15 protein-coding genes and 1 pseudogene are annotated in these 16364 nt (G+C 35.2%); 15 read left to right on the top strand and 1 reads right to left on the bottom strand.

Translation table 11 applies throughout. The features are described 5' to 3' along the window. The first annotated feature begins 264 nt into the window (after window positions 1-264). From MNO09_RS18330 to MNO09_RS18260, 15 genes and pseudogenes are all read left to right on the top strand, one after another. A complete protein-coding gene (locus MNO09_RS18330) occupies window positions 265-1464 on the top strand; it encodes an FAD/NAD(P)-binding oxidoreductase (protein ID WP_000857203.1) in 1200 nt (399 codons plus the stop codon). 66 nt (window positions 1465-1530) lie between these two features. Next, the gene (locus MNO09_RS18325) at window positions 1531-2967 is read left to right on the top strand and encodes an MBL fold metallo-hydrolase (RefSeq protein ID WP_078183641.1); all 1437 of its coding nucleotides are present in this window, start codon (window positions 1531-1533) and stop codon (window positions 2965-2967) included. Between the two features lie 115 nt (window positions 2968-3082). Next, a pseudogene (locus MNO09_RS18320) lies at window positions 3083-3346 on the top strand (metallophosphoesterase); the annotation flags it as partial. A gap of 207 nt (window positions 3347-3553) precedes the next feature. Further along, window positions 3554-3805 (top strand): hypothetical protein, encoded by a 252-nt coding sequence (locus MNO09_RS18315; protein WP_000548621.1) that lies wholly within the window; start codon window positions 3554-3556, stop codon window positions 3803-3805. A gap of 178 nt (window positions 3806-3983) precedes the next feature. Beyond that, window positions 3984-4709, top strand: a complete 726-nt coding sequence (locus MNO09_RS18310) for an ABC transporter ATP-binding protein (RefSeq protein WP_070168834.1) — start codon at window positions 3984-3986, stop codon at window positions 4707-4709. Continuing rightward, entirely contained in the window at window positions 4706-5725 is a 1020-nt protein-coding gene (locus tag MNO09_RS18305; RefSeq protein WP_070168835.1) for an ABC transporter permease, read from the top strand. The genes MNO09_RS18310 and MNO09_RS18305 overlap by 4 nt, the downstream gene beginning before the upstream one ends. A gap of 24 nt (window positions 5726-5749) precedes the next feature. Further along, window positions 5750-6403 carry a TetR/AcrR family transcriptional regulator gene (locus tag MNO09_RS18300; RefSeq protein WP_000711164.1) on the top strand — a complete coding sequence of 218 codons (654 nt, stop codon included), beginning with the start codon at window positions 5750-5752 and terminating at the stop codon, window positions 6401-6403. Between the two features lie 4 nt (window positions 6404-6407). Beyond that, on the top strand, window positions 6408-7376 hold the full coding sequence (locus tag MNO09_RS18295) for a YbgA family protein (RefSeq protein ID WP_001248618.1): 969 nt from the start codon (window positions 6408-6410) through the stop codon (window positions 7374-7376). 216 nt (window positions 7377-7592) lie between these two features. Next, entirely contained in the window at window positions 7593-8738 is a 1146-nt protein-coding gene (locus tag MNO09_RS18290; protein ID WP_000397261.1) for an acyl-CoA dehydrogenase, read from the top strand. 15 nt (window positions 8739-8753) lie between these two features. Continuing rightward, window positions 8754-10091: an acetyl-CoA carboxylase biotin carboxylase subunit gene (locus tag MNO09_RS18285; protein WP_000486754.1), complete on the top strand. Its 1338-nt coding sequence runs from the start codon at window positions 8754-8756 to the stop codon at window positions 10089-10091. A 26-nt stretch (window positions 10092-10117) separates the two neighbouring features. Then, entirely contained in the window at window positions 10118-10333 is a 216-nt protein-coding gene (locus MNO09_RS18280) for an acetyl-CoA carboxylase biotin carboxyl carrier protein subunit (RefSeq protein ID WP_001987345.1), read from the top strand. 21 nt (window positions 10334-10354) lie between these two features. Continuing rightward, window positions 10355-11266, top strand: a complete 912-nt coding sequence (gene mvaB / locus MNO09_RS18275; protein WP_000775447.1) for a hydroxymethylglutaryl-CoA lyase — start codon at window positions 10355-10357, stop codon at window positions 11264-11266. Between the two features lie 4 nt (window positions 11267-11270). Further along, entirely contained in the window at window positions 11271-12059 is a 789-nt protein-coding gene (locus MNO09_RS18270; RefSeq protein ID WP_241950037.1) for an enoyl-CoA hydratase, read from the top strand. Window positions 12060-12061: 2 nt separating this feature from the next. Continuing rightward, window positions 12062-13603: an acyl-CoA carboxylase subunit beta gene (locus tag MNO09_RS18265; RefSeq protein WP_088107178.1), complete on the top strand. Its 1542-nt coding sequence runs from the start codon at window positions 12062-12064 to the stop codon at window positions 13601-13603. A gap of 49 nt (window positions 13604-13652) precedes the next feature. Continuing rightward, window positions 13653-15593, top strand: coding sequence for an AMP-binding protein (locus MNO09_RS18260; protein WP_070168837.1), 1941 nt, complete (start codon window positions 13653-13655; stop codon window positions 15591-15593). A gap of 443 nt (window positions 15594-16036) precedes the next feature. Here the strand turns inward: MNO09_RS18260 and MNO09_RS18255 are convergent, their stop codons facing one another. Then, window positions 16037-16234: a hypothetical protein gene (locus MNO09_RS18255; protein WP_070168838.1), complete on the bottom strand. Its 198-nt coding sequence runs from the start codon at window positions 16232-16234 to the stop codon at window positions 16037-16039. Window positions 16235-16364 lie beyond the last annotated feature (130 nt).

The following is a 16364-nucleotide window of genomic DNA, read 5'->3' as shown; positions in this document are numbered from 1 at the left end:
CGAAAAAGAAGATAAAGATAGCTTTGAGTGTAGAGAGAAACTGTAATAAAAGTAAGATAGGGCAAAGACTAGTATTGAAAAATATGAAATATGGAAGTAGCATAGGGGATTTACGCATAAAGTAATATTGATGGTAAAATTAACAAAAAATTCATTTAAATCAGATAAAATTATGGAGTTTTTAACTTATAATAATGTTACTTCAATGAAAATACGGCTACGAATTAGTTATTTTAAAAATCAATTTTAGATAGGAAGAGGATAATGAAGACCAGAGATAGATATAAAATCATTGTGATTGGTGCTGGGACTGCAGGAATATCTTCTACTGCACATTTGTTACGAAATGTACCCCTATTGAAAGAAAGTATAGCAATTATTGATCCATCAAAAAAACATTATTTCCAACCATTATGGAGTTTAGTGGGGGGAGGGATTGTTTTAAAGGAAAGTACGATGCGTAATCAAGAATTGCTTATTCCAAAAGGGGCAACGTGGATCCCTAAAAGTGTTGTTAAGTTGTTTCCGGAAGAAAATAAGCTACTTTTAGATGATGGACTGCTGCTTGAGTATGAAATTCTTATTGTAGCAGCCGGTATACAAATAAATTGGGACGGCATTAAAGGCTTAAAGGAGTCTATTGGGACTAATGGGGTTTGTAGCAATTACTCTTATAAATATGTTGATTCTACTTGGAGAGAAATTGAAAAATTTAAAGGAGGAAATGCTGTTTTTACCCACCCCAATACGCCTATAAAATGCGGTGGTGCTCCACAAAAAATAATGTATTTAGCAGAAGAATATTTTTGTAATAGCGGTGTAAGAAACAAAAGTGAAGTAATGTTTTATACTGCGAACGCTAACATATTTCAGGTTCCACTTTATGCAAATACATTAGAACAAGTAATTGAAAGAAAGCAAATTATAACAAATTATTATAAAAACTTAGTAGAAATTATCGCTGAGAAGAAAGAAGCAATTTTTGAAGATACGCAAACACTGAAAAGAGAAACAGTACCATATAGTATGATCCATGTTGTTCCACCAATGGGGCCACCTAGTTTTATTAAAGAGAGTGAGATAAGTGATTCTCAGGGGTGGGTAGATATAAGCCCTTATACTTTGCAGCATGTACAGTATAAGAATATTTTCGGACTTGGAGATTGTACCAATTTACCCACCTCTAAAACTGGAGCGGCAATTCGAAAACAAATACCTATCTTAAAACAAAATATTATGGACGTACTTAACGGAAGAGACTTACAGGCTAAATATGATGGATATACATCCTGTCCGATTGTTACAGGATATAAAAGTCTAATACTAGCTGAATTTAACTATGAACATGAACCTCAAGAAACGTTTCCGTTTAATCAAGCGAAAGAACGGTATAGTATGTTTTTACTTAAAAGATATATGTTGCCCTATATGTATTGGAACTTTATGTTGAAAGGGATTCTATAAGAGGAGAGAGAAAGTGGTAATAAAAATTGAAAAGCAAGTTGAAATAACTATTTGGAGGGAATAGCTATGCTTTTAAAATATTTTTATGATGAAAAATTAGCACATGCTTCCTATTTAGTCGGTTGTCAGAAGGAAGGTGTAGCAATTGTAATTGATCCAGGTCGCTATATAGAACAATATATCGAATTTGCTAAGAAGGAGGGGATGGAAGTAATTGCTGCGGCTGAAACTCACATTCATGCAGATTTTCTTTCTGGGTCTAGGGAACTTTCTAATCTTTATGATGCAAATTTATATGTATCTGACGAAGGAGATTGTGATTGGAAATATCAATATCTTAACGAAGGTCGATATAATTTGGTTAGAGAGGGCACAGAGTTTAAAGTAGGTCATATAAAATTTAATGTAATTCACACACCAGGGCATACGCCTGAAAGTATTTCTTTTTTAGTAACTGATACAAGTCAAAATAATTATAAGAATGATAAGCCGATAGGAATATTCACAGGTGATTTTATATTTGTAGGAGATATAGGAAGACCGGATTTATTAGAAACCGCTGTAGGTATGAAAGATACTGCAAAAATAGGAGCGAAACAATTATTTGATTCTATACAAAAAATAAAAATACTCCCTGATTATTTGCAAATATGGCCATCACATGGAGCAGGAAGCGCATGTGGAAAAGCATTAGGAGCAATTCCAACTTCTACATTAGGTTATGAAAAGATGTTTAATTGGGCATTTCAGTGTAATAAAGAAAGTGATTTTGTATCGACTTTATTGACGGGACAGCCAGAGCCTCCAAAGTATTTTTCATTAATGAAGAATTTAAATAAGTACGGTCCACCAATTCGTAATAAGAGAGAAGTTACTGCTATTAATACAGTAGAAGAACTTCAAGAAATTATGAGGAGCGTTCAGCAAATAGTTGATATAAGGGATGTAGCAAGTTTTGCTTCTGGTCACATTGAGAAATCAATTAACATACCGTATAACAATTCCTTCACAACTTGGTGTGGCTGGTTACTAGATTATAAAACAGAAACTTTAATCATTCTAGATGAGGAAAAGGTTAGAGTGGAGGAGGTTATTAGAGACTTTGAATCTATTGGGCTAAATAATATTATTGCTTTTGCACCCTTACAAGTTATACAAAGACTTGATAGATTTGAAAGTTACAAAGAAAAAACATCGATTGAATTAAATCCGCATATAAAGGATGGTAGCGTTAAGGTTATCGATGTACGTAGTAAAACAGAGTGGGAGGAAGGACATCTTCATGATGCAATACATATCCCTTTAGGAAATCTATTTAAGCAGCTAGATTGTATACCGAAAGATTGCCCAATAGTTTTACAATGTCGAACCGGATTGCGTTCCGCTATAGCAGCTAGTATTTTACAAAGAGCTGGTATAAAGGAAGTAGTGAATTTAAAGGGAGGATTTCTTGCATGGAAAAAAGAGGAGCTTCCTTATATAACATGTAATCGCAATGTGTAGGGAAATAATTTTTATTAATTTATCCGATAAGGAAAATTGCGGATTAAATAGGAATATATCTATATATAGGAGCAATACATTTAGATAGTGTATTAAAATAGGAGAAATAGATGATTTATTCTATAGACCTGAATTTATTCAGAATTATGCTGCTGAGAAAATTGATTTAGTGTTATCGGGGCATGCTCATGGAGGGCAAGTTAGATTGCCATTTATCGGAGGGTTAGTTGCCCCGAATCAAGGTATATTCCCTACATATACAGCTGGTTTATATGAAAAATAAAATACGTCTATGGTAGTGAGTAGAGGATTAGGCAATAGTATCATTCCGCAAAGAATTTTTAATAGGCCAGAACTTGTAGTCGTACAGTTAAATTGAACTGTACGATTTTTTGTATAGAAAAATAAGCCATATGTAATTTATACAAGTTAACATTACAATTTTGTTAAAAATTTTCTACGTTACATAAAGTAACAAAATTTGACCCGTAGAGTTTGTTATAGTGTAAATAATCAAAAAACTTAAAAATTAGTCGAGTGAAAAGTGTGATAAGGAATCTGTATAAAAACATAAAGGGGTGTACAAATGCATAAAGAATATGAAATTGAAGAGTATACGGCGATTGAGGAACAAATACATTATTATTGTAAATGTTTATTAGTAAGTCATCCTGATCAAATTATAAAGTATTTAGAAAAAAGGTTAGAAAAATATGCAGAAACATTACAATATGCCCATTTATATCCCGACACAGTTATATTACCGTTACAGCAATTAGTTATCGAATATTCTTTAGATGTTGCTAGAATTAGGAAATATATGAATTTGAAAACGTAAAATAAAATATATAATTTAAATGAAACAGAGTCGACTTTAAGAAATGATATTCTAATGTCGACTCTGTTTCATTGTTTAAGATTGAAAATACATACTAATCAATGAAGTTTGACATATAATTACGCAAGAGTAAAATAAAAGTGAGTACTCACTCATTTTAGAAAAGGGGGAAGAATACGTGCAGCAACCTGCCATTATTTTACGGACTGTATCAAAAAGTTTTGGGAAAAAAGAAGTGTTACACAATCTTTCATTGCAAGTTGAAAAAGCAGAGATATTTGGTTTAGTTGGGCCTTCAGGTTCAGGGAAAACGACTCTTATTAAATTGATTGCAGGTATTCATGAGGCAACGAAAGGTGAAGTGCTTGTATACAACACGAACATGCCTAATTTAAATGAAATGAAAAGAATTGGTTATATGGCTCAGGCTGATGCATTATATGAAGAACTATCAGCATATGAAAATGCAGATTTTATTGCAACGATGTATGGATTAAAGGGAAAACATAAAAAAGAAAGAATCGAAGAGGTTTTTGACCTTGTACAATTATCACAACATATAAGACAGCAAGTGCAGCATTTTTCAGGTGGGATGAAGAAGCGTTTATCATTAGCGATAGCACTCCTTCATGAACCTGAAATATTAATTTTAGATGAGCCAACAGTGGGGATAGATCCACTTCTTAGAAAAACAATCTGGGAAAAATTTTATGATTTGAAAAAGAAAGGCACAACTATTATTGTAACGACGCACATTATGGATGAAGCTGAGTTTTGTGAGCGTCTAGGGTTGATTAGAGAAGGAAAACTAGTTGCGACTGGAACACCTGAAGAATTGAAAAAACGGGTATCATCAGGACGGATTGAAGATGTCTTTTTGTTGGAAGAGGTGGCCCTATCATGAGAGTTACTGGTGTAATCATTCGTATTATTCGCCAATTTTTTCGAGATAAACGTTCGTTAGCGATGATGTTTGGGGCACCTATGTTATTACTTTGGTTATTGTCTCTAGTGTTTACACAAAAAGACTATGTACCGCATATTGCTGTAGTTGATGTGCCTGCTCCTATTGTAAAAACAATGAAAACTCAAGAAGCCTCAATTTATGAATACGGCAAAGAGAAAGCAATTTCAGAGTTAGAACTGCAAAAGGTAGATGCAGTAATTTATTTAGAGAATGGGAAAATGAATCTTTTATTAGAAGGAAGTGATTCATCAAAAAATCGTGCTGTACTTCAAGTTTTACAAAAGAGTACAGAAAAGAATGAAGTATCAGTTATGAAGCCTGAAGTAAATTACTTACATGGCTCTAAAGACTTTACAATGTTTGATGGGCTTGGTCCAGTATTGATTGGTTTCTTTACATTTTTCTTTGTATTTATATTGTCTGGAGTTTCCTTTGTTAGAGAACGTTTAAGTGGTACATTAGAGAGGTTATTGTCCACTCCAGTGAGAAGATGGGAAATAGTTGTAGGATATATTATTGGTTTCGGAATCTTTGCATTTATACAATCAATTATAATCGTGAATTTTTCAGTTTATATTTTAGACTTGTATGTAGCTGGCTCCATATGGTTAACGCTACTTATTACATGTATGCTTTCTTTAACAGCATTAACTTTAGGGACGTTTTTATCAGCATACGCAAATAATGAATTTCAAATGATTCAATTTATACCGCTTGTCATTGTGCCACAAATTTTCTTTTCTGGGTTGTTTCCAATTGAATCTATGAATAAGTGGCTACAAATGTTAGGGGAATTATTTCCGCTCACATATGGAGCTGACGCAATGAGACAAGTGATGATTCGAAATCAAGGATTTACAGAGATTGCATTAGATCTTACTGTATTACTACTTTTTTCTCTATTATTTGCAATAGGAAATGTATATGCATTAAAGAAACATCGAAAAATATAATGACGGTACAAAGGGGCATTATAGATGAAGAAGGATTGGCTGGATGAATTAATTGCCGCAACTAATACGGATAAACGAAATGAACGTCAAATGCGTATTTTAGAGGCAGCTGTTGATATGTTTGGAGAAAAAGGATATGCATCAACTTCTACAAGTGAAATTGCAAAGCGTGCTGGTGTAGCGGAAGGAACAATCTTCCGCTACTATAAAACAAAAAAAGATTTATTGTTAGCAGTCGTCATGCCGACATTAACAAAGTTTGCTGCACCATTTTTTGTACAAGCCTTTGCAAAGGAAATTTTCAAATCGCAGTATGAATCGTATGAAGGGCTGCTAAGAGTTGTTATTCATAATAGATTTGAATTTGCAAAAAAGCATTTTCCAATGATAAAAATATTAATTCAAGAAGTGCCATTTCAGCCAGAATTGAAAAACGAAATACAACATTTAGTAGAAACAGAGTTACTTTCACATTTTAAAAAGTTGATTGTAAAGTTTCAAGAAGAAGGGGAAATTATTGAGATGCCTCCATCTTCTGTATTACGTCTTACTTTATCAGCTGTATTAGGTTTACTATTAACACGATTTTTATTATTGCCTGAAGAAAAATGGGATGATGAAGTGGAAATTGAAAATACAATTCAATTTATATTGTATGGATTAACACCACGGAGGTAATGTGATGCGCCAATTTGCAAAACCAACAATTGTTGTAAGTAAATGTTTAGAATTTGATGCCTGTCGTTATAATGCAGAGATGATACCAGATGTAACAATACGAAATTTGCAGCCATTTGTTACATTTATACCTGTTTGTCCAGAAGTCGAGATCGGATTGGGGACTCCTCGTGAAACGATACGAATCGTAGAAGAAAATGGTGCGAATAGGCTTGTACAGCCGTCGACACGAGAAGATGTAACTGAAAAAATGGAGCAATTTTCAAATGACTTTTTACAAACGATATCCGATGTGGATGGTTTTATTTTAAAGAATCGTTCGCCAAGTTGTGGTACGCGCGATGTGAAAATTTATTCTGGTTTTGAAAAAGCGCCAGTAAAAGGAAAGGGATCTGGCTTATTTGGCGGAGCAGTAATAAAAAAATTTTCACATCTTCCAATTGAAGAAGAGGGTAGATTGTCGAATTTTATTATTAGAGAACATTTCTTTACAAGACTGTTTACAATCGCGCATTACAAAATGATTAAACATACTAAAAACATAAAAGAACTCGTATCATTTCAATCAGACTATAAGTATTTATTTATGGCATATAATCAAGTGAAACAAAAAGAATTAGGGCGTATTATTGCAAATCAAAAAAATGAAACGATTGAAGTTGTATTTGATAAGTATGAGAAGACTTTATATGAATTATTTATGCGCACCTCCCGCTATACATCGAATGTAAATGTATGTGAGCATATTTTTGGATATTTTAAAACAAAGTTGAAAAAACAAGAAAAAGATCATTTTTTAGATTTGATACAAAAGTATATAGAAAAGAAAGTCCCGCTTAGTAGCTTACTTACAATTTTAAAATCATGGGCCATTCGATTTGACGAAAAGTATTTATTAAGACAAACATATTTTGAACCTTACCCTGAAGCTTTAGTAGAAATTTCTGATTCGGGAAAAGGTAGAGATTATTAAACAAAAAATTACATAATTCGACAAGAAAACTCCTATGTTGTTGTAGAACAATGTAGGAATTTTTTTGTGCATTAGTACAGAATCTGTTTTAAAATTAAGTTATGACAGAATTGTAGCAATTGTCTAACTAATATTCGTGTCTTTTAATTCGTAATGTTTGTAGTAGAAACTCGCACGCTGTCGAAACTCAATATTCGATAAGGGGTGTGTAGCGGAATGGAATTTACTCTAACTCGCGAAAAACAAATGATTAAAGAAATGGTACGTGACTTTGCTGAAAAGGAAATCGCACCGAAAGCTGTGTATTATGACAAAACTGCGGAATTTCCATATGAAACATTTCAAAAAATGGGCGAACTAGGATTATTAGGTATCCCATTCCCTGAAGAGTATGGAGGTTCAGGTGGCGATACTGTATCGTACGCGTTAGCAGTTGAAGAAATTGGTCGTGCTTGTGGTGGGACAGGATTAAGTTACGCTGCAACAATTTCATTAGGTGCTTCTCCAATTTATTATTTCGGTACAGAAGAACAAAAACAGAAATATTTAGTTCCAATGGCGTCAGGTAAAACATTAGGTGCTTTCGGATTAACGGAGCCGAACGCTGGATCAGATGCAGGCGGTACAAAAACGAAAGCAGTATTAGATGGAGATGAGTATGTTATTAGTGGTGAAAAGTGTTGGATTACAAATGCAGAGTATGCAAATACAATTATTGTAACCGCTATCAACGGTGTTGAAGATAATGGTAGAAAACGTATTTCGGCATTTATCGTACCGACTACAAGTGAAGGATTAACGATCTCAAGTCCTTACGATAAGATGGGTGTTCGTGCTTCTAATACATGTGAAATCGTACTTGATGGTGTACGTGTACCGAAAGAAAATATTCTTGGTGATGTAAATAAAGGATTTAAACAATTCTTATATACACTTGATGGAGGACGTATTTCAATCGCAGCATTAGCAGTAGGTATTGCACAATCTGCATTTGAACGTGCGCTGCAATATGCGAAAGAACGTCAACAATTTGGAAAGTCAATCTCTAATTTCCAAGCGATTCAATTTAAATTAGCTGATATGGCGACTGAAGTAGAACTTGCACGTAATTTAGTACATAAAGCGGCTTGGTTAAAAGATAATGATAAACCTTTCGGTAAAGAAGCGGCTATGGCAAAGTTATTTGCATCTGAGGCTGCTAGTCGTATTGCAAATCAATCGGTACAAATTCACGGTGGATACGGCTATATGCGTGAATATGAAGTGGAACGACATATTCGTGATGCAAAACTATTAGAAATTGGTGAAGGAACTTCTGAAATTCAACGTCTCGTAATTGCAAGACATTTAGGATGTAGATAAAAAGGAGGAATCACTATGTTTCAAAAAATATTAATTGCTAATCGCGGGGAAATCGCAGTTCGTATTATGAAAACTTGTCAAAAACTTGGCATTCGCACTGTTGCTATTTATTCTGAGGCTGATGAAAATGCCCTACATGTAAAAATGGCAAATGAAGCTTACTTAGTAGGTGGACCGCGTGTCCAAGAAAGCTATTTAAACCTTGAAAAAATTATTGAAATAGCTAAGAAGACAAATGCTGAAGCAATCCATCCGGGATATGGATTATTATCAGAGAATCCGTCTTTTCCGGTTCGCTGTAGAGAAGAAGGAATTGTATTTATCGGTCCATCAGAAGAAATTATTACGAAGATGGGAAGTAAAATCGAATCTCGTATTGCAATGCAAGCTGCAGATGTCCCAGTAGTTCCAGGTATTACTACAAATATTGAAACTGCTGAAGAAGCAATTGAAATTGCAAAACAAATTGGTTATCCATTAATGCTGAAGGCATCCGCAGGCGGCGGAGGCATTGGAATGCAGTTGATGGAAACTGAGCAAACGCTCACCAAAGCATTTGAAAGTAACAAAACAAGAGCACAAAACTTCTTCGGTAACGGAGAAATGTATTTAGAGCGCTATATTGCAGATGCACACCATATTGAAATTCAGCTTTTAGCAGATACACATGGTAACACAGTGTATTTATGGGAGCGTGAATGTTCAGTGCAGCGCCGAAATCAAAAAGTAATTGAAGAAGCACCTTCACCATTTTTAGATGAAGGTACGCGAAAAGCGATGGGGGAAGTTGCTGTACAAGCTGCCAAAGCTCTAGGCTATACAAATGCAGGTACAGTTGAGTTTCTTGTAGATGATCAGAAGAACTTTTATTTCTTAGAGATGAATACGAGATTACAAGTAGAGCATCCAGTTACAGAAGAAATTACAGGTTTAGATCTTGTAGAACAACAACTTCTAATTGCATACGGTGAGAAACTATCATTTACACAAGATGATGTAAAACGTAGTGGTCATGCCATTGAGGCACGTATTTATGCAGAGGATCCGAAAACTTTCTTCCCATCACCTGGAAAGATTACAGATTTAACGCTTCCATCAAATGTACGTATTGATCACTTTTTGGAGAATCAAGTCACGATTACACCTTTCTACGATCCAATGATTGCGAAAGTCATTGCTCATGGTGAAACTCGTGAAGAAGCAATTTCAAAATTACATGATGCTTTAGAAGAATTAAAAGTAGAAGGTATTAAAACGAACACGCCAATGTTACTTCAAGTATTGGAAGACGATGTGTTCAAAAGTGGTATTTATACAACAGGTTTTGTAACGAAACAACTTGTTAAAAAATAAGATTTAACAATATTAAGGGGGAAAAAATGATGACGAAAGTATATGCATCGATGGCAGGAAATGTATGGAAGATTGTTGTAGGAGTAGGAGATACAGTAGAGGAAGAGCAAGATGTCGTCATTTTGGAATCTATGAAAATGGAAATTCCAATCATTTCAGAAGAAGCTGGCACAGTTATGAAAATTAATGTGCAAGAAGGCGATTTTGTAAATGAAGGAGATGTATTACTAGAAATTGAATAGGGAGATATAGGGGGAAGTGAATTGAAACTACCTAATTTTGCTGTCATTAAAGAAGTCGGGCCACGTGATGGCTTACAAAATGAAAAAAAGATTGTTGGCACAAAAGATAAAGTAAAATGGATTCAACTACTTACAGAGGCGGGATTATCGTACGTTGAAGTTTCCTCATTCGTTCACCCTAAATGGGTCCCTGCATTAGCAGATGCAAATGATGTGTTTTCTGAGCTAAAAAGGGAACCAAATGTTACATATGCAGCGCTTGTTCCAAATCAAAATGGTTTGGAACGAGCTTTTTTGCAAAATGTAGATGAGGTGAATGTTTTTTTATCAGCAAGTGAATCTCATAATAAAAGTAATATTAATAAATCAATTAAAGAAGCATTAGTTGTAATTGAAGATATAACAAAACAGGCATTATTCGAAGGGAAAAAGGTAAGAGGCTATGTTTCTACTGTATTTGGATGTCCTTATGAAGGGGATATAAGTACCGCAGCAGTTGATGAATTATGTAATCAACTATTTTCATACGGCATTTATGAAGTCTCGCTTGGTGACACGATCGGTGTAGCGAATCCGCTACAAGTAGAGGGAGTATTAGAACATTTATTAAAGAAATACGATGCTTCGCAGTTTGCAATGCATTTCCATAATACGTACGGTATGGCTCTGGCGAATGTAGTTAAGTCTTTAGAATACGGTATTACAACATTTGACAGTTCTTGTGGTGGCCTTGGGGGTTGTCCATATGCACCTGGAGCATCAGGTAATGTTGCAACTGATGACTTAGTTTATATGCTCCATAAGTTAGGGGTCCAAACGAATATTGATGAAGAGAAGTTATTGAGAGCGAGTCAATTTATTCAAAGTAAATTAAATATCCAATTACCAAGTCATGTGTATAGAGCGCTTCAACATAAAACGATAAGTAGGTGAGAAGATGCTACAATTACAAAACATTTCAGTTGATTATGTAACACCTCACGTTGTAAAGATTTCATTAAATCGTGAAAGACAAGCAAACTCATTATCTTTAGCGTTATTAGAAGAGTTACAAAACATATTAACTCAAATAAGTGAAGAGTCAAATACTAGAGTAGTTATTCTAACAGGTGCTGGTGAAAAAGCATTTTGTGCTGGTGCTGATTTAAAAGAACGCGCTGGTATGAATGAAGAACAAGTTCGTCATGCTGTTAGTATGATTCGCACTACTATGGAAATGGTTGAACAATTACCACAGCCAGTTATCGCTGCTATAAATGGAATCGCACTTGGTGGTGGTACGGAATTAAGTTTAGCTTGTGATTTTAGAATTGCGGCTGAATATGCAAGTCTTGGTCTTACTGAAACTACACTTGCAATTATACCAGGAGCAGGTGGTACGCAGCGTTTGCCAAGATTAATTGGTGTTGGTAGAGCGAAGGAATTAATTTATACAGGAAGACGTATTTCGGCGCAAGAAGCAAAAGAATATGGTTTAGTAGAATTTGTTGTACCAGCTCATTTACTTGAAGAGAAAGCAATTGAAATAGCAGAGAAAATTGCTAGTAATGGTCCTATTGCTGTTCGATTAGCAAAAGAAGCAATTTCAAACGGTATTCAAGTTGATTTACATACCGGATTACAAATGGAAAAACAAGCGTATGAAGGTGTAATCCATACGAAAGATAGATTAGAAGGATTACAAGCATTCAAGGAAAAACGCACACCAATGTATAAGGGGGAGTAAATATGTTAGACCAAAAACAACAATCGAATACATTTGAAGAACGAGCTGAAACGATTAAACAAGGCGGCGCACCAAAATATCATGAACAAAACAAAGCAAAGGGAAAACTATTCGTTCGAGATCGTTTAGCGCTTCTATTTGATAATGGTGAATATGTAGAAGATGCATTATTTGCAAACTGTGAACAAACTGGATTACCTGCTGATGGTGTTATAACGGCAACGGGTAAAATACATGGTCGTACTGCATGCGTAATGGCAAATGATTCAACGGTAAAGGCTGGATCATGGGGCGCACGTACAGTTGAAAAGATTTTACGTATTCAAGAAACGGCAGAAAAATTACGTGTTCCGTTATTATATTTAGTTGACTCTGCTGGAGCGCGTATTACAGATCAAGTAGAAATGTTCCCAGGGCGCCGCGGTGCAGGAAGAATCTTCTACAATCAAGTGAAATTATCAGGTAAAGTTCCTCAAGTATGCTTATTATTTGGACCTTCGGCAGCTGGTGGCGCATATATTCCAGCCTTTTGTGACATTGTTATGATGGTAGAAGGAAATGCATCTATGTACTTAGGTTCTCCTCGTATGGCGGAGATGGTTATCGGCGAGAAGGTAACTTTAGAGGAGATGGGCGGAGCTCGTATGCATTGCTCTGTATCAGGATGCGGAGATGTTTTATGTAAAACAGAAGAAGATGCGATTACACAAGCAAGACAATACATTTCATATTTTCCAAACAACTACTTAGAGAAGACTCCATTGGTTACACCTCAAGAACCGAAACAATTCGAAAAAACGTTAGAACAAATCATTCCAGAAAATCAAAATGCTCCTTTCAATATGAAAGATCTCATTAATAGAGTTATTGATGAAGGTTCTTTCTATGAAGTGAAAAAATTATTTGCTCAAGAACTAATTACAGGCTTAGCACGTATTGATGGTAAGCCAGTTGGTATTATTGCAAATCAACCGCGTATGAAAGGCGGCGTATTATTCCACGATTCAGCTGATAAAGCAGCGAAGTTTATTAATTTATGTGATGCATATCATATTCCATTGTTATTCCTTGCAGATGTACCTGGATTTATGATTGGTACTAAAGTAGAGCGTGCTGGTATTATTCGTCATGGTGCAAAGATGATTTCTGCAATGAGTGAAGCAACTGTACCGAAAATTTCTATTGTTGTTCGTAAAGCATACGGTGCTGGTTTATATGCAATGGCAGGTCCAGCCTTTGAACCAGATTGCTGCCTAGCATTACCGACAGCTTCTATTGCAGTAATGGGTCCAGAAGCGGCAGTCAATGCTGTATATGCAAATAAGATTGCAGCTTTACCAGAAGAAGAGCGTGATAGCTTCATTGCTGAAAAACGCGAAGAGTATAAGAAAGATATTGATATTTACCATTTGGCATCAGAGATGGTCATTGATGGTATTGTTCATCCAAACAATTTAAGAGAAGAGTTAAAAGGACGATTCGAAATGTATATGAGTAAATATCAAGTATTTACAGATCGTAAACATCCTGTTTATCCAGTTTAAAAGCCCTATTTAGGGCTTTCTTGCTCAAAAAGTCAAGGAGGGGAAAACATTGAAACAAGCAGTTTGGTTTCCAACAGAAGAATATAAAGAAAAAACGCGTTTATATGGTTGGATGAAATCATTGGGCTATGAAGATTATGAAACGTTTTATAATAAATCTATTGAAGAAACAGATTGGTTTTGGGGAGAAGCTGAGAAAGCGGTTGGCTATCAATGGATGAAGCCTTATACAGAAGTGCTAGATTTAGAAAATGGTACGCCGTTTGCACAGTGGTATAATGGCGGAACATGTAACGTTGTAGAATCAGTTTTATCACGCTGGCTTGCAGATGATGAAACAAGAAGGCAACCAGCACTGCAGTATGAAGGGGAAAATGGAACTTCAAAATCATTTACATATGAAGAGCTTGACAACTGGGTAAGTCGCGTTGCAAACGGTTTGAGACATGCGGGTATTGAAAAAGGTGACCGTGTAACAATTTATATGCCGATGATTCCAGAAACAGTTGTTGCGATGCTAGCTGTAATGAAGATTGGGGCAATTATTTCACCAATTTTCTCAGGATTTGCGTCTGATGCAGTCATGACACGCGTGCAAGCGGCAGGGGCAAAAATGATCATTACTGCAGATGGTTTTTCACGCCGTGGTAAAATTGTTTCATTAAAAGATGAAGTAGATAAAGCTTGTGAACATTGTCCAACTGTTGAAAAAGTTGTTATCGTTCGTCATGCAGGAAATGATTTTACACCGCATCATTACGATTTCTCATGGAGTGCGCTAGAAAAAGAAAAACCATTTACACATGCTGAAGAAATGAATAGTGATGATCCGTTAATGCTCATTTATACATCAGGTACAACTGGGAAACCGAAAGGAACAGTACATACACATGCTGGTTTCCCTTTGAAATCTGCATTTGATGCAGGATTTGGAATGAACATCAAACAAGGTGACCGCGTATTATGGGTAACTGATATGGGCTGGATGATGGGACCGTTTTTACTATTCGGCTCTCTCATTAATGGAGCAACGATGGTTATGTACGAAGGTGTTCCAGATTTCCCAGAAGCAGATCGTTTATGGGAGACCGTTGATAAATATGAAATTACACATCTCGGTATATCACCAACATTAATTCGTGCGTTAATGGCAAAGGGTGATGAGTATGTAAATAAACATTCGCTCAAGAGTTTAGAAGTATTCGCATCAACAGGTGAACCTTGGAATCCAGATCCTTGGATGTGGCTATTTGAAACAGTTGGAAAAAATAATGTACCAATTTGTAACTATTCAGGCGGAACTGAAATTTCTGGTGGGATTTTCGGAAACGTCCTTATTAAACCGATTGCACCGATTAGTTTTAACGCATCTTTACCAGGAATGGCAGCGGTTGTGCTCAATGATCAAGGCAATCCAATTCGTGATGAAGTTGGAGAATTATGTTTAGAGAAACCTTGGGTTGGTATGACGAAAAGTTTCTGGGAAGACGATGAGCGTTATGTGAACACGTATTGGTCACGTTTTGAAAATAAATGGGTTCATGGTGACTGGGTGATTTATGATGGTGAGCAATATATTATTACAGGACGCTCAGATGATACGTTAAACATTGCTGGAAAACGTATTGGACCTGCAGAATATGAATCTATTCTTGTTAAGCATAATGATGTCATAGAAGCTGCCGCGATTGGTGTACCTGATGATGTAAAAGGTGAAGTTTGTCATTGTTTTGTAGTATTAAGGGACAATGTAACATTCACAGGAGAGTTAAAGAAAGAATTAATGAGTTTAGTAAACTCTCATATCGGAAAAGCATTGTGTCCAAAAGATATTCACGTTGTAGAAGATTTACCAAAAACACGTAATTCTAAAGTAATGCGACGCGTCATTAAAGCTGCTTACTTAGGAAAAGAATTAGGGGATTTATCATCACTTGTAAATCCTGAAGTAGTTCCGTTTATTCAGGGGTTACAGTCTAGTAAACTATAAAATTACGAATGAGCTCTATGTAAATAGAGCTCATTTTTAATGTTTACAAAAAGATAAGAGAGAAAAAGTAAATTTGAAGTTAAAAAATCTACTATTAGTGTTAAGTATGTCTGTTTGTTTTTAGTTTTTATCAAAATAGGATACTGTTGCATATCTATCCAATGGAGTAATTGAATTTTGTTAAGAATGAACATTTAGTGAAGAAAAAAGTAATGAATAAAAGGAGAAATCCCTGGGGGACAGGGATTCAATAAAGGAGATATCATTGTCGTTCAATGTCGAAATTTGGCGTATTCGACAAATTAATATTATCACGAATTTTCAGGAGATTGTGATAGTAGATGTGTCAAAAATGTGTACGGGTTTCATATAAAAGTGTCAATTAAATAGGAAATGGGAAAAGAATTAAGTTCACTCGTTCTTAAGATTTTTCCCTTTTAAATTTACTGCTTGTTCGTTGTTCTATATACATCTGAAATTGGTAAATCGTCGCCATGTAAAGCTTGAGTACTGTCCTTTTTGTTTGAATCATGTGCCTTCTGAGATGTTTCTTGCATTTGCTCTTGGGCTTTACTAGGGGTATTCAGCGCATCCGATGACACATAATCAAGTTGTTGACTTAATAGATTTTTTTTATCCATGTTATGTAGCTCCTTTTTGAATTTAGATATAAAAACGAAGTGTTTTTAAATAGTTACGTGGGTATTATGTATCTTTGAATGGAATTATATACATAAACTATATTGAGAATTTAACTAATTATAAAAATCA

The organism is Bacillus sp. N5-665, from assembly GCF_022637375.2.
GTDB lineage: Bacteria > Bacillota > Bacilli > Bacillales > Bacillaceae_G > Bacillus_A > Bacillus_A wiedmannii.
Note: the sequence above shows the minus strand (reverse complement) of the source record. Positions and strands in the feature narration are given on the sequence as shown.